This is a genomic window from Streptomyces paludis (assembly GCF_003344965.1).
Classification (GTDB): domain Bacteria; phylum Actinomycetota; class Actinomycetes; order Streptomycetales; family Streptomycetaceae; genus Streptomyces; species Streptomyces paludis.
Map to the genome: position 1 here is coordinate 4,957,909 of NZ_CP031194.1, position 15,919 is coordinate 4,973,827.

Annotated in this window: 16 protein-coding genes and 1 pseudogene; 8 read left to right on the forward strand and 9 right to left on the reverse strand. The window is 70.7% G+C overall.

Annotation, left to right across the window (positions count from 1 at the left end; translation table 11 throughout):
* Positions 1-249: 249 nt before the first annotated feature.
* Positions 250-1,338, forward strand: a complete 1,089-nt coding sequence (locus tag DVK44_RS21985; protein WP_408055345.1) for a GSCFA domain-containing protein — start codon at positions 250-252, stop codon at positions 1,336-1,338.
* Positions 1,301-2,008, forward strand: a complete 708-nt coding sequence (locus DVK44_RS21990) for a hypothetical protein (protein ID WP_408055346.1) — start codon at positions 1,301-1,303, stop codon at positions 2,006-2,008. The genes DVK44_RS21985 and DVK44_RS21990 overlap by 38 nt, the downstream gene beginning before the upstream one ends.
* On the opposite strand, the gene DVK44_RS21995 is transcribed toward DVK44_RS21990, so the two are convergent.
* The 3 genes from DVK44_RS21995 to DVK44_RS22005 form a co-directional block, all read right to left on the reverse strand.
* Positions 2,005-2,730 (reverse strand): SpcZ, encoded by a 726-nt coding sequence (locus DVK44_RS21995; RefSeq protein WP_162794004.1) that lies wholly within the window; start codon positions 2,728-2,730, stop codon positions 2,005-2,007. The genes DVK44_RS21990 and DVK44_RS21995 overlap by 4 nt on opposite strands.
* A gap of 104 nt (positions 2,731-2,834) precedes the next feature.
* The gene (locus DVK44_RS22000; protein WP_114661208.1) at positions 2,835-4,223 is read right to left on the reverse strand and encodes a polysialyltransferase family glycosyltransferase; all 1,389 of its coding nucleotides are present in this window, start codon (positions 4,221-4,223) and stop codon (positions 2,835-2,837) included.
* Positions 4,223-5,236 (reverse strand): glycosyltransferase family 2 protein, encoded by a 1,014-nt coding sequence (locus tag DVK44_RS22005; protein ID WP_114661209.1) that lies wholly within the window; start codon positions 5,234-5,236, stop codon positions 4,223-4,225. The genes DVK44_RS22000 and DVK44_RS22005 overlap by 1 nt, the downstream gene beginning before the upstream one ends.
* A 175-nt stretch (positions 5,237-5,411) precedes the next feature.
* Between DVK44_RS22005 and DVK44_RS22010 the strand changes: the two genes are divergently transcribed.
* The 4 genes from DVK44_RS22010 to DVK44_RS22025 all read left to right on the forward strand — a co-directional run bounded on the left by DVK44_RS22010 (position 5,412) and on the right by DVK44_RS22025 (position 10,139).
* Positions 5,412-6,755 (forward strand): DUF6716 putative glycosyltransferase, encoded by a 1,344-nt coding sequence (locus DVK44_RS22010; protein ID WP_114661210.1) that lies wholly within the window; start codon positions 5,412-5,414, stop codon positions 6,753-6,755.
* A 67-nt stretch (positions 6,756-6,822) separates the two neighbouring features.
* Positions 6,823-8,097, forward strand: coding sequence for an acylneuraminate cytidylyltransferase (locus DVK44_RS22015; RefSeq protein ID WP_114661211.1), 1,275 nt, complete (start codon positions 6,823-6,825; stop codon positions 8,095-8,097).
* Positions 8,098-8,107: 10 nt separating this feature from the next.
* Complete coding sequence (locus DVK44_RS22020) at positions 8,108-9,043, forward strand: N-acetylneuraminate synthase family protein (RefSeq protein ID WP_114661212.1); 936 nt, start codon at positions 8,108-8,110, stop codon at positions 9,041-9,043.
* Positions 9,044-9,047: 4 nt separating this feature from the next.
* On the forward strand, positions 9,048-10,139 hold the full coding sequence (locus tag DVK44_RS22025) for a hypothetical protein (RefSeq protein WP_228447313.1): 1,092 nt from the start codon (positions 9,048-9,050) through the stop codon (positions 10,137-10,139).
* Between the two features lie 54 nt (positions 10,140-10,193).
* Here the strand turns inward: DVK44_RS22025 and DVK44_RS37935 are convergent.
* The 6 genes and pseudogenes from DVK44_RS37935 to DVK44_RS22055 form a co-directional block, all read right to left on the reverse strand.
* Positions 10,194-10,741 (reverse strand): annotated as a pseudogene (locus DVK44_RS37935) (GNAT family N-acetyltransferase).
* Between the two features lie 13 nt (positions 10,742-10,754).
* Positions 10,755-13,151, reverse strand: coding sequence for a lasso peptide biosynthesis B2 protein (locus DVK44_RS22035; RefSeq protein WP_228447315.1), 2,397 nt, complete (start codon positions 13,149-13,151; stop codon positions 10,755-10,757).
* 96 nt (positions 13,152-13,247) lie between these two features.
* Positions 13,248-13,421, reverse strand: a complete 174-nt coding sequence (locus DVK44_RS22040; RefSeq protein ID WP_114661213.1) for an albusnodin family lasso peptide — start codon at positions 13,419-13,421, stop codon at positions 13,248-13,250.
* Positions 13,422-13,535: 114 nt separating this feature from the next.
* Positions 13,536-14,426 (reverse strand): helix-turn-helix domain-containing protein, encoded by an 891-nt coding sequence (locus DVK44_RS22045; protein WP_228447316.1) that lies wholly within the window; start codon positions 14,424-14,426, stop codon positions 13,536-13,538.
* On the reverse strand, positions 14,413-14,931 hold the full coding sequence (locus DVK44_RS22050; protein WP_114661215.1) for a DUF6879 family protein: 519 nt from the start codon (positions 14,929-14,931) through the stop codon (positions 14,413-14,415). The genes DVK44_RS22045 and DVK44_RS22050 overlap by 14 nt, the downstream gene beginning before the upstream one ends.
* Entirely contained in the window at positions 14,928-15,158 is a 231-nt protein-coding gene (locus DVK44_RS22055; protein ID WP_114661216.1) for a hypothetical protein, read from the reverse strand. Before DVK44_RS22055 ends, DVK44_RS22050 begins: the two co-directional genes overlap by 4 nt.
* A 281-nt stretch (positions 15,159-15,439) precedes the next feature.
* Between DVK44_RS22055 and DVK44_RS36470 the strand changes: the two genes are divergently transcribed.
* Both DVK44_RS36470 and DVK44_RS36475 read left to right on the forward strand, forming a co-directional pair.
* Positions 15,440-15,580, forward strand: coding sequence for a hypothetical protein (locus tag DVK44_RS36470; RefSeq protein ID WP_162794006.1), 141 nt, complete (start codon positions 15,440-15,442; stop codon positions 15,578-15,580).
* Positions 15,581-15,745, forward strand: coding sequence for a hypothetical protein (locus tag DVK44_RS36475; protein WP_162794008.1), 165 nt, complete (start codon positions 15,581-15,583; stop codon positions 15,743-15,745).
* The last annotated feature ends 174 nt before the right edge of the window (positions 15,746-15,919 follow it).

Genomic DNA, 15,919 nt, shown 5'->3' on the forward strand with positions numbered 1-15,919 from the left:
TCAGCCCGTACGGCTTGCTGTCGGCCCGCACCGGGTGTCCGGTGCGGGCCGACGCCGTGTGCGTCAACTCCCTTGATTTGAGATCGTTTTGGGCTCGGGGGCGGTTGGGTATCGTCGTGGGGATCGGGAAGATCGCGAAGATCGGGAAGATCGCGAAGGGAGACCGATGCCGTCCCAGGGTCCACGCGCACACTCCGGGCCGACGGCGCCGGTCGCCGTTTCCGGCCTCGCCGCGAGCAAGAAATGGGAGTGTGCCCGTTGAATCCCTACCAGTCCCTGCCCGTCAGGTCGTTCTGGCGGCCCGCGGTCGCCGAGCCGGATCCGCTGGACATCGAAGGCGTGTGGGTACCCAAGTTCGCCCTCGGGCAGGACGATCCCGTCGTCACCGCCGGCTCCTGCTTCGCCGCGCGGATCGGGCGGGCGCTGCTGGACTCGGGGATGAACTGGTTCGACGCCGAACCCGCCCCGCCCGGTCTGACGCGGGAGGAACGGCAGGAGCGCGGGTACGGGGCGTTCTCCTTCCGTACGGGCAACATCTATACGCCCGCCGTCCTGCGCCAGTGGCTGTCGTGGGCCCTCGGCCAGGCCGAGCCGCCGCAGGAGGCGTGGGCCGACGGCGACCGGTGGGTCGATCCCTACCGGCCCGCGATCGAACCCGGCGGCTTCGCGTCGCCCGCCGAGATGCTGCGGTCGCGGGACGTCACGCTGGCGGCCGTCCGTACCGCCGTCACCGAGGCGAAGTGCCTGGTCTTCACCATGGGGCTCACGGAAGCCTGGCGCGACGCCGTCGACGGCACCGTGTATCCCACCTGTCCCGGCACGGTCCGCGGCACCTTCGACGCCGGGCGCCACTCCCCGCACAACTTCACCTTCGCCGAGGCGCACCGGGACATGACCGAGGCGATAGCCATGGCGCGGCTGGTCAACCCCGGCCTGCGCATCCTGCTGACGGTGTCGCCGCAGCCGCTGACCGCCACCGCCACCGGCGGGCACGCGCTCCCCGCCAACGGCTACAGCAAGTCCGTGCTGCGCGCGGTCGCCGGACAGCTCGCGCTGGAGGACCCGGACGTCGACTACTTTCCGTCGTACGAGCTGATCACCGGCCCGGTCTTCGGCGGCAGGTTCTTCGGCCCGAACCAGCGCACTGTCACTCCCGAGGGCGTCGACTTCGTGATGCGGCACTTCATGGCGGGACTCCACGGGCTCCACAGCGGCCCCGCGCAGCCGCAGCCGCAGCCGCGGCGCACCGATGTCACTGATGACGTCACCGCCACCGACGCCTCCTCGACCGATGCCGCCTGTGAGGACGCCGTCCTTGACTACTACAGCCCCCGCTAGGTTCCTGCTGCTCGGCGACTCCCACGCGGGACCCATCGGACGAGCTGCCCGGAATGCCGGTATCCCGTTCCAGGGCGGCCCCATCGGCGCCGGACGGGAGTTCACCGACAGCTTCTTCAGCGTCCGCGAGACACCCGGCGGCACTGACGTCGTGTTCCGGTCCGACGAGGCCGAGGAGCACTACCGCCGCTTCCTCAAGGAACTCGGCGCCGACGGTCTCTCCGGGCTGGGTGTCCCGCTCGTCACGACGTTCGGCTTCTGCGCGCACTTCGTCGCGCTGCGGGAGAACTGGGACCTCTACCGCGACCGCGCCGGTGCCGTCCCACCGGGCTTCCTCGACAGCCCCCTGTTCGACGCCATCGTGCGCGCCGCTGTGCGCGACGCCCTCGCGTTCTACGGGCGCGCCGTGGGCCTCGGCCTGCGTGTCCTCGCGGTGCTGCCGCCGCAGCGGGTCCCCGGCCAGTCCGATCCGGCGGTGTTCATGGCCGCGCAGGAGCGCGTCAGGCTGGCCGTGGCGGAACTCGGCGCCGAGATCGTGGACCTGCGCCGGCGGACCGCCGGACCGGACGGTCTGCAACGCCCGGCGCTGTGCGAGCCCGACGACGAGATCCACGGCAACCTCGCCTTCGGCCGCATCATCCTCTCCGAACTGCTGGACCGGGGGCTCTAGTTGACTGCCGCAGTCGCCACCGCGTCGGTGAGGCCGTTACGGAGGCGCTCCCGGGCCTCCTGAGCTTCCGGAACGGCCGGACCGTCGGCGCCCGCCGGTCCCGCGTACGCCGCGATCCAGGCCCGTACGGTGGCGAAGGGCCAGGCGCGCGCGTACTCCTCCGCGCTTCCGGTGGCGAAGGCCGCTGCGTACGCGGCGCTGTTCGCGAGCGCGTTGGCCTCGGCGTGCACACGCGCGCTCGCCTCGGTGTTTGTACGCGCGTAGGTCTCGCCGTAGCGTTCCGCCTCGTCCTCGGACCATCCGCGCGAGCGCGCGAAGGAGGCCGCGGCCGACGAGGCCCGGGAGTACACCCGCTCGCGGGGATAGGCCAGCCGGTACACCTCGCGCAGCGCCGGTTCCAGCACCGCAGACCAGGCGTCCTCGGTGATCGCCTCACCGGCCGCCGCGCGTACGTGGACCGCGCGTACGGCGTCGTGCGGGGCCCGCTCCGCGCCGTGCCGGACCGCCGCCTCGGCGATCAGCTCCGCCACCGCACCGGCGTGCCAGTGGTGGACCGCGGCGAAGGGCACCTCGGTGGTGGCGGCGTACGGCAGCAGCCCGTCATGGCCGCCGCCGCCCGCCGGGTCGGTGAGTGCCTCGCGGACCTGGTCCAGCCAGCTCGGTACCGAAGTGGCCGAAGTGGGCGGGAGGGCTTCCGGCGGGACACGTGGTTCGGTCGTCAACACAGCCTCCAGCGGAATCAGCGGACGGCACATTCTGCCGTGCCGGTACGGGCGCGTGAACTCCGCCCGTACCGCACCGTGTTGACGCCCGAACCCCGGCCCGCTCAGCCCACGCCCACCCGCAGGACCGCCCGGCGCAGCTTGCGTGCGCGGCGGACCATGCGGCGGGCCGCCGCGTTGCGGGGGAGGCGGGTGGCGAGTGGGCCGGGGACTCCGCCGGGGAGGCCCAGGGTGGTCAGACGGCGGCGTTTGAAGTAGCGGCGTTCGCGGTCGTCCAGGGGGCCGGCGAGATAGCGCTCCGCCGACGGCCGCAGATCCGGGTGGAGTTGGGGCTGCATCACGAAGCCGACCGCCACGAGCAGCTCCTCCAGCCGGGCGTCCGGGCGGTGGGTGTCGCCGGTGCCGTATCCCTCCAGGGGCGGGAGGAGGGCGTCGACGATCGTCACCGGCACCCGGTTGCTGTTCTGGTACGGGGTGAGCCGCTCCAGCAGCAGTTCCGTGCCCGAGCGGGCCACCGGGATCCCGAAGAACTCCGACGCCGTGAACAGCGCCGTCGAGAAGCACCCGACCACCAGCGCGGGCTTCAGCCGCAGGTAGAGCACCTCGGCGAGCAACGGCGTTTCCAGTACGGTCAGTTCGGCGCCCAGCCGGGCCGCCTCCACCGCCAGCCGCGTCGACCACACGGCGGGCGCCGCCGGATGCGGCTTGAACACCACCCGGGTGTGCCCGAGCGCCACCGCGCCCCGCACCATCCCGATGTGCAGCTCCTCCTCCTCGGCCTCGGTGAGGATCGAGAGCGCGGAGAGATACTGACCGAGCAGCAGCGCCGGTGGTCCGGCTACCGGCTCGGCGGGTGGCGCGACCGCGCGCCCGCTCTCCGTGTCCGCGAGCTGGTCCAGGACCCGGGTGAAGGCGTCCGTGGGGATCACCTCGGCCGGCACGCCGAACTCCCTCAGCAGCAGCGGCTTCAGACCCGGCACCAGGTCCAGATGGAGCAGCCGGCGCACCCGCTCACCGACCAGCGGCTCGATCTTCGAGCGCGTCGGGCCGTAGCTCATCAACCCGTCCGCGTAGACGGTCAGGGGCGCGGCGGTGAAGATCTGCGCGATCGCCAGCGCCGGGTTGACCTGGAGCGACTCCACGATCAACTCGACCTCGTCGGAGCCGAGTTGCCAGGACAGCCGCAAGTACCTCTCCCAGAGCGGGATGTCGTCGGGCCTCGGCGACCAGGCGCCCGGGTGGAACGGCGCGATCGTCCCGTTCCACGACACCAGGTCGTCGAACCGGCCGCGCAGCCGCTCGAACCCGGGCATCTCGTCGACGTCCGGGGTCAGTTCGGGCGTGCCCGTGGTGTTGCAGACGACCAGCACCCGCCGGCCGGCCGGGCGGAAGAGGCCCGCGTCGAGCGCGGCGGCCAGCGTGGCCGCGCCGTAGAGGGTGGAGGCGCAGAAGATCTGGGTGGTGGTATGCGGTGTTGTCGAGGGATTCGTCATCAGGCCGCTGCCTCTCCGGTCGAGGCGGGGGCGGCCGTCGCGCCCGTACCGGACGACATCCGGCGCCGTAGCTTCCGCAGCTGGTCCGAGCGGTCGAGATCCATCGTGTCCAGCGCTTCCTTCAGCAGATCCTGCGGCAGCCGCTTCAGCGCGCCCGCGCTCAGCGCGCGCAACTGCCGCGCCACGGCCGGTTCGAAGCGGTCCTTCGCCGCCAGATGGTGGGCGATGATCGCGCAGTACGTCCGTACGGCCTTCGGCAGGAAGCGGTCCGCCTCCGGGTCGGCCGATGTCTCCGCGATCACCTGGTCGAACGCCCGGATGAAGTCGAGCTGCCGCACATCGCCGATCTGCGTGAGCGACGAGGCGACCCCGCGCCGGTAGAACACCCCGAGCAGCGTCCCGGACACGGCGAACGACTCCGCCTCCCGGTGCAGCCGCCAGATCCACGGCCGGTCCTCGGCCGTACGCAGCCCGTCCGTGAAGTGCAGCAGCCCCCGCTCCAGCAGCCGCCGGTGGTAGACGCCCGCCCAGGCGTACGCGTAGTCGACGGAGGTGGTCCGGGCGACGGGGAGGATCGCGTCCCGGGGGTTCAGCACCTCGTCGCGCCGGCCGACCGGGACGCGGTGGACCGTACGCGCCCTGGCGGTGAACTGGACATGGTCCGTACGGACGAAATCGCAGCCCAGGCCCTCGGCGGCGGCGACCAGCCGGGCGTAGTAGCCGGGTGTCACCCAGTCGTCGCCGTCGAGGAAGGTGACGTACTCGCCGCGCGCCGCGTCCAGGCCCGTATTGCGCGCGGTGGCCAGTCCTCCGTTCCGTTCGTGTCTCAGCAGGACCGCCCCCGGGAGATCACGCACAGCCCGTTCCAGTATTTCCGGGGTGGCGTCGGTCGAACAATCGTCGACCAGCAGGAATTCGAAGTCCTCGCGCGTATTCGCGCGCAGGCTCCGCAGGGTTTCGAGGGCGTATGTCTGCACGTTGTAGAACGGCACGACAACAGAGAGCTTGACCACCGTACGACGTTAAACGGCGGCCGGTCCTTCTGCCCGACATCCGCACGCATGCCAGGTGAACGGCGGGTGGCGGGACCGTGAATCCGGCCTGTGACGCCATTCGTAGAGGTTCTGTTAACCCTTTATTGCGGTTGAGTTGGGCCGCGGCACGAAATGGCTTCCTAACGTCCGTGTCGTGCCTTCATCCACCAGCGGAGCGGTCCGGGTCGCCGTACTCGCCGATTCCGACACCCGATGGAAATGGGGTGCGCTGACCGCGCGCCGCATTGCCACGGACAGTTCCCGCGGCTCCGTCGAGCTGAGCGGCTTTCTGCTGCGCGGCCGGGCCACCCCCACCGCCCGGCAGCTCGACGAGGTCGGCGCGGCGGCGGACGCCCTGCGGGAGGTCACCGGGATCGGGTTCCTGAAGGAGCTGCGCGAGGGCGCGTACGACGTCGTCGTGCTGGCCCTCGTCGGCGGCGCCGTCCAGGCCATGCTGCACGGGATCGCCGCGCTGGGCATGGAGCGGCGGCCCGTCGTCGTCACCGGCTATGTCGGTGTCGTCTACGAGAAGCTCTCCGACGGGCTGCTGCTGCGGCACGGCGCGGACATCGTCCTCGCCAACTCCCGTTACGACGCACAGCGGTTCCGCGGCGTCTACACGGGCGTCGGCGCCGATGACTCCGCCGTCACCGAGGCGGCCCTGCCGTTCCTCGGCGGCGAGCGCTACCGCGCCGAGGAGGGCCGCGACACACTCGTCCTCGCCGCCCAGCCGTCCGTACCGGCCACCCGCGCCGACCGCGCCTACCTGCTGCGCCGCATGGTCGAGCACGCCCGGCTGCACCCGGGCCGCGAGGTGCTGCTGAAGCTGCGGTCCAAGCCCGGCGAGCACACCACGCATGTCGAGGAGTTCCCGTACCAGCGGCTCGCCGAGAAGGTCCCCGGCGGGCTGCCGCCCAACTTCCGTCTGGTGTACGGCAACATGGGCGAGGTTCTGGACCGGACGGACCTGCTGGTCACCGTCTCGTCCACGGCCGCGCTCGAAGCCCTCCACCGGTCCATCCCGACCGCGATCCTCACCGACTTCGGGATCCGCGAGCCGCTCGGCAACCACCACTTCCTCGGCTCCGGCTGTCTGGCCTCCTGGGACCAGCTGGACGGCGGCGGGCGCCCGCGCGCCGACGCCGTCTGGGCCGACCGGCAGGGCGTCGCCGCCGACGGTACGTACGCCACCGCCTTCGACGAGGCCCGCGCGCATCTGGCGAAGCTGCTCGAAGCCCGGTCCGCCGGGTCCGGGCTCCCGCCGATCGCCCCGTACTACACGGCCACCACCGCACCCGGCTATCTGCCGGGCCTGCTCGCCCGCTACCACCTGGCCGCCGACGGCACGGCGCTCGCGTCGTCCCGTACGGCCAGGGACGAGCCGGCCGGCGGGCTGCGGCGCGTGGTGCGCGAGGCGGTACGGGGGGCGGCGCGCGGGGCGTACCGGCACGGTGTGCAGCGCGTGGCCCCCGTCATCCGCCGGATGGGCGAGCTGTGACCGGCCCCCGTAACGGCCGCCTGCCCGGTGCGGGCGGCGTACCCACTCAACCCCCTACGGAGCACTCATGACCGTCCTCGCGGTGATCCCCGCACGCGGCGGGTCCAAGGGCGTCCCCGCCAAGAACCTCGCGCCCGTCGGCGGCGTCCCGCTGGTCGTCCGCGCCGTCCGCGCCGCCCTGGCGGCCCGGTACGTGACCGATGTCGTCGTCTCCACGGACGACGCGGCCATCGCGGACGCGGCCCGTACCGCCGGCGCCGAGGTCGTCCAGCGGCCCGCCGCCATCGCGGGCGACACCGCGACCAGCGAGGCCGCCGTCCTGCACGCGATGGACGCGTACGAGCTGATGCGCGGGGTGGCCGCCGAGGTCGTCCTGCTCGTACAGGCGACCAGCCCGTTCCTGACCTCGGGCGATCTGGACGGCGTGGTCACGGCCGTGATCGAGGACGGCGCCGACACCGCGCTGACGGTCGCGCCGACACACGGCTTCCTCTGGCGCGAGACCGGTGGTCGGGAGACGGGCGGTCGCGGGTCGGGCGGCCATGCGTCAGTCGGCGCTAACGGTGTCGGTGTCAACCACGACAAGGCGAACCGCCCGCGCCGCCAGGACCGCGAGCAGGAGTACCTGGAGACCGGCGCCGCCTACGCGATGCGCGCCGACGGCTTCCGCGCGGCGCGCCACCGCTTCTTCGGCCGTACCGCGCTCGTACGCACCGACGCCGCCCGCGTCCTGGAGATCGACGACCCGCACGACCTGGCCCGCGCCCGCGCGCTCGCCCCACTGGTCGAACCGCCCACGCTGCCGGCGCGCGGCGACATCGACGCCGTCGTCCTCGACTTCGACGGCACACAGACCGACGACAAGGTCCTCATCGACGCGGACGGCCGCGAGATCGTCGCCGTGCACCGCGGCGACGGGCTCGGCATCGCCGCGCTGCGCCGCTCCGGGCTGAAGCTGCTCACGCTCTCCACCGAGCGCAACCCGGTCGTCGCCGCCCGCGCCCGCAAGCTCGACATCCCCGTCCTCCACGGCATCGACCGCAAGGACGTGGCGCTCAAGCAGTGGTGCGACGAGCAGGGCATCGCACCCGAGCGCGTGCTGTACGTCGGCAACGACGTCAACGACCTCCCCTGCTTCGACGTGGCCGGCTGGCCGGTGGCCGTGGCGAACGCGCACGGCTCCGTACGGTCCGCCGCGCGCGCGGTGACCACGACGGCGGGCGGCGAGGGCGCGATCCGCGAGATCGCGGCCTGGCTGCTCGGCCCCACGCTCCGGACCACCGAAGGCACCACCTCCCCTTACACCTCCACTCCCAGCCTCACCCCCACCCCCAACATCTAAGGACAGTTCCATGAGCACCAACGCCACCTCCCGCCTGCGCACCCTCGGCACGCGGACCGCGGGTCCCGGCCGGCCTGTCTATGTCACGGGTGAGATCGGCATCAACCACAACGGCGACCTCGACAACGCCCTCGCGCTGATCGACGTGGCCGCCGAGGCGGGCTGCGACGCGGTCAAGTTCCAGAAGCGCACGCCGGAGATCTGCACCCCGCGCGACCAGTGGGACATCGAGCGCGACACCCCCTGGGGCCGGATGACGTACATCGACTACCGCCACCGCGTCGAGTTCGGCGAGGACGAGTACCGCACCATCGCCGAGCACTGCGCCAAGCGCGGCATCGACTGGTTCGCCTCCCCGTGGGACACCGAGGCCGTCGCCTTCCTGGAGAAGTTCGACGTCCCCGCCCACAAGGTCGCCTCCGCCTCCCTCACGGACGACGAGCTGCTGCGCGCCCTGCGCGCCACCGGCCGGACGATCATCCTCTCCACCGGCATGTCCACGCCGAAGCAGATCCGTCACGCGGTCGAGGTTCTCGGCAGTGACAACATCCTGCTCTGCCACGCGACTTCGACGTACCCGGCCAAGGCCGAGGAGCTGAACCTGCGGGTGATCAACACCCTTCAGGCCGAGTACCCGAACGTCCCGATCGGCTACAGCGGCCACGAGACCGGCCTTCAGACCACTCTGGCCGCCGTCGCCCTCGGCGCCGCGTTCATCGAGCGCCACATCACCCTCGACCGCGCCATGTGGGGCTCCGACCAGGCCGCCTCCGTCGAGCCGGGCGGCCTCACCCGCCTCGTCCGCGACATCCGCACCATCGAGGCGTCCCTCGGTGACGGTGTCAAGAAGGTCTACGAGTCGGAGCTGGGCCCGATGAAGAAGCTGCGCCGTGTCACGGGCGTCGTCGCGGAGTCCGCCGAGTCCGCCGAGCCGGTCGCGGTCTAGCGCCATGACCACCGAAGGTGGGGACCGTACCCGTACTCGTAACTCCGCACCCGCACCCGCACCCGCGATCGCCTTCGTGGAGAGCCCGGTTCAGCTGCTCAACGTGCTGGAGTGGGCGGACGCGAGCGGTACGGGTGAGGAACTGACCCTGGTCGTCCTGTCGCCCACCGACCCCATGTCGCGCGGCCAGCTCCGCCGGATGGCCGAGCTGGCCCGCGACGCGGGTTTCACCGTGCGCTGGCAGGAGGCGCGCGGGGGCGCGGGCGCGCCGCTGAAGACGGTGCGCGAGCTGGCGCCGATGCTGCGCGCGAGCGACCGGATCGTGATCGGCGACCCGTTCTCCCGCTACGTACAACTGCTGCTGACCCTGGTCGGCGGCAAGGCCCTGACGGTCGTCGACGACGGCACGGCGACGATGGAGTTCATCGGCCAGATCGCACGCGGCGAACGGCTGGTGCGCTGGCACCGGCGCGGCAGCCGATCGCCCCGGGAACTGGTCCTGGCGCCCGTCACGGCGGTCGCCCGGCGCCGGCTGACACCGTCGGCCGCCCGTACGGTCGAGGTCTTCACGTCGATGCCGGTCGAGGAGGTGCCCGAGGGCATCACCGTGACCCCCAACGACTTCGCCTGGACCCGCGCCTCCTTCGGCCCGCCGCGGATCTCGGCGAGCGCGGACATGGTCGGCACCTCGCTGGTCGAGACGGGCGTGGTCGACGCCGACCAGTACACCGAGGCCGTCATCGCCCTGGCCCGCACCCACAACGCGACGCGCTACTTCGCCCACCGCCGCGAGAACGTCGACAAGCTCCACAAACTGCACGCGGCGACCGGCCTGGAGATCGTCCGCCCGGACCTCCCGCTGGAACTGATAGCGCGCCGCGGCCCCATCGGCCGCACGATCCTGAGCTTCCCGTCGACCGTGGTCCACACCCTCCCCCTGGCCCTGGCGGGCACGGGCGTACGGGTCGCGGTCTGCGACATAGCCCCGGAGTGGCTCCGCGAAACAGCCTCCCCCCGAGCCCCCGGCTTCCTGGCAGTCGTCACCGGCACCGCCCGAGACGTCCACAGACTGCCCCGCCTACCGTCCCCGGCGTAACACCGGCCCCGCCCGATCCGGCCCGTCACCGCTCCGGTGACGGGCCGGCCGCCGTCACCCGGGCAGCCGGGGAGTGATGACGGAGGGACCGGTGAACTCCTTCGCGAGGGCGTCCATGAGGACCTCGTCGCAGACCTGTCCCAGCCAGTAGCCGGACTCCCGGAGGGTTCCCGCCGAGCGGAATCCGGCCTTCTCATAGGCGCGTACACCGGCGGTGTTCGGGGCGAGGACCTTGAGCCAGACCATGCGCAGATTGGTGACGTGGAAGGCGTAGTCGAGCGTCAGCCGGGTCGCCGCCGCACCGAGTCCGTGCCCCCGCGCCTCCGGGGCCAGCATGATGACGTACTCGGCGGTCCGTACGAGTGGTCCGGCAGGAGCGTGGTGACTCCGGCCGGGACGGGGGTGCCCGAGGACAGGTCGTAGACGGTGAACCGGATGTTCTCGCCCCGGAGTTGATGGGCCATCCCCTCGGTACGGGCTTCGAGGGACTCGGGTGCCTGCCTTCCGTAACCGACGAGCAGGGCAGGATCCTGTTCCCAGCGCCAGTAGGTCTCGGCCAGGTCGGTGTGGTAGGGGCCTAGGGCGCAGGTGTCGGTGCCGATCCACAGGATCGGGTCAGGGCCGGTGCTGATGAGGGTCTCCGATGGTGAGGACGGGCGTATGGGCGAGCGTGGAGGGCGGTTCCGCGACGGGCGTGCCGTCAACGGTCCGTATCCAGGCGTGCAGACGTACCGGGTTCGGGGCGACGCCGTGACACCAGGTGACAGCGAGCCGTCGTGCGGCCAGGAAGAGGGTTACGGCGGCGGACTCTTCCAGGCAGGCCGTACGGCCGGGGAAGTGCCATCCGGCGTAACGGACGGCGAGGACGGCGGCGTGGGCCTCGGCAAGGGTGGCCGCGCGCCGGCGGGTTGACGCGGCGGTTCTCAGTGTTGTCGTGATGCGCAGCATGGCGGACCTCGGATCCCCCGCCCGCTTGACCGCGGAGATGAAAGCCAGAGCACTTGCCGCCGCGAGGCCGGACCGGCAGGGAACAGCCGGGGGACGGCTTGCTCCCGCGGGATGCTCCGTGCTGCCCCAACTCGCCGGTGCGGGGCGGGCGGTGATCGGGGCGGGCCACGGTTGGGGCGAGGATGTGGGCGCCAGCAGTCCGGCGGCGAGGAGGTGATTCGCCAGCCCCGGTGCCATGGCAGCCGGGCGGCCGGTGAGGGCGGTGTCCCGCCACTGGAGCGCGGCTGCGGGCAGAAGGCACTGCACGAGGCCGCCGCGGTAGTCGATGAGAACCAGGACATGTCCGAAGTCGACCGCGTGTACATGGCTGGGGGAGGTCGCGAAGCGGGGTGTCTCAGGCACGCGGGTCCCTCGCTGCTCGGTCGGTCCAGACAGGGCCGCGAGGCCGGCCAGATTGGCCCGCAGTCCGGCGTAGTGGTCGCTGTTGAAGCTGCCCTTGGTGGTGCGGGCGGCGATCTCCGGCGGCAGCAGGTGCCGCATCGCACGGGAGAGGACCGGCTTGTAGAGGTGTACGTGTGGACGGCGGTCGAGGGGGGTGCGCAGGACCGCGTCCATGACCCGCGCGTCGAGGAACGGGTTGTGCAGGTCGATGCCGCAGGTGGCGGCGAGTTGGGCGTCGGCGGCCGCGGTTCGGGCGACCTCTCGGATCTCGTCCACGAGAGTGCGTACCGAGGCGTCCGGACCGGGAAGAGGGTCCTCGGTGTCCACGGCCTCGGTGGTCGCGTCGGCCAGCAGCCGCAGCGCCGCGGGTCGGGCCCAGGACGGTGTCGGCAGGGAGTGGAACCATCCGACACGGTGATGCCGGCCGCCCCGGGACGGGACCGGGGCCGCCGGGGAGCGGGCCAGGTCGACGAGGGCGTCGCGGCGGCTGGTTCGGGCCGTGGCCGCGGCACCCACCAGAAGCGGTGCGATCGCGCAGTGCCGTAGTCGGGCCCAGCCGAGAGCCTCACGCATCGCTCGTGGCCACCTGCGTCGGCGGATGAGGTCGGCGAGGTGGACGGGCGGCTGGAACAGCACACTGTCACCGCCGTCACCGGTCAGGTGTGTCCTGCTGCCGAGGTGGTGGTGCATCCAGCGCAATTGAGCGGTCAGCCGGGCGAGGGTGAGTGTCGAGGGGGCGGGTTCGTCCGTGGCGGGGACGGAAGTGACGCCCGTGTACGGGAGGTGCTCCGCTGCCAGCGGGAAAAGGTGGTGGACGATGCGGTCCGGGTGCGCTGCGGACGCCAGCTTCGCATAGCGGAGATCCGCACCGTCGTCGTTGCCCTCGGGGTGGATTGTGACGGCGCTGAGCCTGTACGGGGCGGGCAGGGCGGCTGCGGCCAGGACAGCCACCGAGGTCGAGTCGAGCTCGCCGGAGAGGTCGCAGGACAGGTCCGGGGCGGCGGCTCGCACCCGGAGGCCCACGGCTGCCGAGAGGGCGTCGCGCAGACGGTGATGCGGCGGTCCCGGAACCGGTTCCGGGCGCCACAGTGTGGTACATCGCAGGCTTCCTCCGTTCGCGGGCAGTTCGATCCGGCAGCCTGGGGCCAGCTGTTCCACACCGGCGTAACAGGTGCGTGAGCCGATGAGCGCGGGCACCGACGGTGCGAGGACAAGGCAGGCGAGCCGCTGGGAGTCGACGGAGGCGGCGGTGAGGCCGGCGAGCATTCTGGCCGAAGTGGACCATGCCCAACCGTTCGACCAGGCCGCCACGTAGACGGGCAGGGCCGAAGCCGGGTCGGTGTGGCAGATCACGCCGTCACGAGTCTCTTCGACGACTGCGTAGGCGCCGGCCCACCGCCAGGAGATGTCGGTGGGCAGCGGAGCGTCGGCCGAGCGCCGCAGCTCGGAGCGGGTGGCACCGCACCAGCCCAGGACCAGGACGCGCCGGTGTCCGCCCTGGGCAGGGATGAAATGGGCGGGTGCGCCGCCGAGTCTCCAGGCGGAAGATCCGGCGCCGAAGCGCTCGGCTCCTTCGGGGAGGAGACGAATGTGTTCGGTGGTACTGAAACCGCCGAAGGTCACTGGCCCTCCACTTGCCGTCCGGTTCGCGCGGGGAGCGGGGTGGTGAGGACACGGCAAGTTCACTTCGTATGTCCGCACCACCCCCTGTGAAGAGGGTCAGCTGTTGTAGGCGCGACGCTTGTCCTCGCTCTGACCGCCGCCCTGGCCCTCGGTCAGCTCGGCGATGTCGCCGAGTGTGACCGGCAGCAGATCGTCCTCACGGCCGGTGCCGGTGCCGGCGCTGGTGCTGGTACCGGCGGGGCGGGTGTCGGTGCGAAGCGGATTGCTCATGGCGGTTCCTCTCTTCTCCGGACGTTCTGGGAGAGTAGAGGAGGTCTTCTTTGCAAGGACAGCGGATTTCTTGATATTTCTAGAAATCCTCAGAACGAGTGGGACGCCAAGAAATCACTCGCCATCTCCGGGCACTTCAGCGACCTCTGAGGAGAGGTCGTCGATGACCCGCGTGATGAGGGCGCGCGCAGCTCGCCCGTAGGTGGCCACCGCCGCAAGCCGCTCGAAGGCGGTGCCGTACAGCTTCACTTCCGACGGCTGGGCAAGATTCAGCTCGGCGGAGTACGTCTCCACCATCACTCGGTCGTGATCAAGGATCCAGAAACCGTGCCATGGGGCCACCGCGTATGGGGTTTCGAATCCGATGATGCCGAGCTTGACGTTCGGCAGCGTCGACAGAGAGATCAGACGGTCGAGTTGCCCGAGCATGACATCGGGCGTACAGAGCCGAAAACGCAATGCCGCTTCGGTGAGAACGAAGTGGAAGCGCTTGTCGGGTCGGTAAAGAATCTCCTGGCGTTGAGTCCGTACCCGCACTGCTTCGTCCACATCATGGGGCACGTTGAGGGTGGTGATGCCCTGAGTGAACCGCTCCCGCGCGTACCCCGCCGTTTGCAGCAGGCCAGGGACAACGGTCGGCTCGAATGCCCGGAAAAACCGTGTCCGCGCGTCAAGCCGGGCGATCGAGTTTTGATGAGAAGCGAAGCCGGCCTTCAGCTGACGCTGCCACTGCGCATACTGGAGATCCAGGGTGTGCAACGAAGTGAGCAGCGCCTCGGTCCTGGCCTCGCCTCCGGTTGCCTCGGTCCAGTCGCGGATGTCTTCGGCAGTCGGTGTCTGCCTGCCGTTCTCCAGCTTGGAGACCTTGGAAGGTGGCCACGACAACGACTCCGCGAGCTGCTTGCCGGTCATTCCGGCTTGCTGACGCAGCTCACGGAGCCGTTGCCCGAGCGCACTGCGTGCCTCGTGAACGGTAGTGATGCCCGATGACTTACTCGGCCGCAAATTCGTCCCGCCTTATGGCGTGGTGCCAGGCCGCGTCACGCCAGTAGCCGTGCTGCACGACTGTGGCGGGATCCTCGATCAGCTCACCGCCGAGGAAGCGGTCCGCGTCATCGAAGTGCATTCTGATCAGCTTGCTGGAATCGAACAACCAGTAGTCGTGGTTCGGCAGATCGTGGACGTCGGCTTGTTCACGTTCGAGATAGCGGATATCCTCACCGGCTCCGTTGGTGAACTGCGCACACCACACGCCGAATCGGCTGTAGTCGGTCAGCGGAACGCTCACCACCCGTACCCGGGAGAAGCGACGGCCACTTTCCGTTGCCTCACGGATCATATGCAGCCAATCCCGCATCCAGGGCAGGTCGTCCTTTTCGGTCGAGAGGAATCTGACCAGCGACGCGTTCTCGTACGGCGCGTCGTAGCGGTCACGGACCTCCAGACGGAACGCGGTGTGCTCGAACGTCCGGAAGAGCCGGCTGAATCCCTCGCCGGTGATGAGGCTCAGTGTTCACCCTCCTGGTATCGGCGCGCGTAGAACTTGAGTACCTCTTCGGGGATTTCGATGATCGCTTCGCCCTCGGGGACGGGGCCGACGTCGATGAGCGCCTGACGGTCGGTCACCACCCATCCCTGGGCGATGAAGGTCTTGCGATCGGTCCGGTCCGTCGCGAACAGCGTGGGTGACTGCCCCACCTGGGACGCGGGGTCCTTGCCGAGAAAACGCGCGCGCATGCCGATCCTTTCTCGAAACCTGCTGAAAGGTGCTCATGGATTGTCCTGGAGCGGCTCGGAGCCGGTCAAGGGCGCGGTCCTGATCTCCGGCGGGCCCGTTCCGGGGCGTACACCGAAACGGCCCGTCACCGCTTCTCTCCCGGTGACGGGCCGTGTTGACCGGGGCGTCACTGACGCCGTAGATGTACGTGTAGCCGTCGCCGCTCTCCGAGGCGGGCAGCAGCGCGGAGCCCCAGGCCACACCGGACTCCGAGGGCAGGGTACGGACGCGGGCCGGCGCCGTGAGGTTGGCCAGGTCGAAGTCGGCCATCACATTGCGGCTGAAGCGCCAGTCCCAGGCCCCGCTGCCGAAGCGCTCGTACTTCTGGAAGGTGTCGGAGAAGAGCCAGACGGTCCGGCCGTCCACCAGCTTCACCGAGTAGGTGGAGTCCCCGCCCGTCCAGCCGTTCGGGGTGGTCTCGGCGTACGTGGTGAACGTCCTGGAAGTGCCCGCCGCCTTGACGGAGTTGGGCTCCGTCTCGGTCCACGTCGACACGAGCGTGGCGACCATGGGGTACGCGAAGTCGGTTACGGAGATGATCCATTGAGCGTCCGGCAGCACCACCCGGTCCGTGTCCGGGTACGCCTTTCCGGCCCCCGAACTGCCCGCCGGGCGCCAGATCACCACCGCCGACTCACGGTTCGGGTCGTCGTCGGTGTCCAGCAGCAGTGTCGAGCAGTATCCGCAGCGGGGATCCCCGAGATCCTTCTGCGCCCAGAAG

Bases quoted from the DNA above. Each gene is read 5' to 3' on its own strand.
- DVK44_RS22000 (WP_114661208.1), bottom strand. From the start codon at position 4,223: ATGACGAATCCCTCGACAACACCGCATACCACCACCCAGATCTTCTGC.
- DVK44_RS22015 (WP_114661211.1), top strand. From the start codon at position 6,823: ATGACCGTCCTCGCGGTGATCCCCGCACGCGGCGGGTCCAAGGGCGTC.
- DVK44_RS22020 (WP_114661212.1), top strand. From the start codon at position 8,108: ATGAGCACCAACGCCACCTCCCGCCTGCGCACCCTCGGCACGCGGACC.
- DVK44_RS22025 (WP_228447313.1), top strand. From the start codon at position 9,048: ATGACCACCGAAGGTGGGGACCGTACCCGTACTCGTAACTCCGCACCC.
- DVK44_RS22040 (WP_114661213.1), bottom strand. From the start codon at position 13,421: ATGAGCAATCCGCTTCGCACCGACACCCGCCCCGCCGGTACCAGCACC.
- DVK44_RS22055 (WP_114661216.1), bottom strand. From the start codon at position 15,158: ATGCGCGCGCGTTTTCTCGGCAAGGACCCCGCGTCCCAGGTGGGGCAG.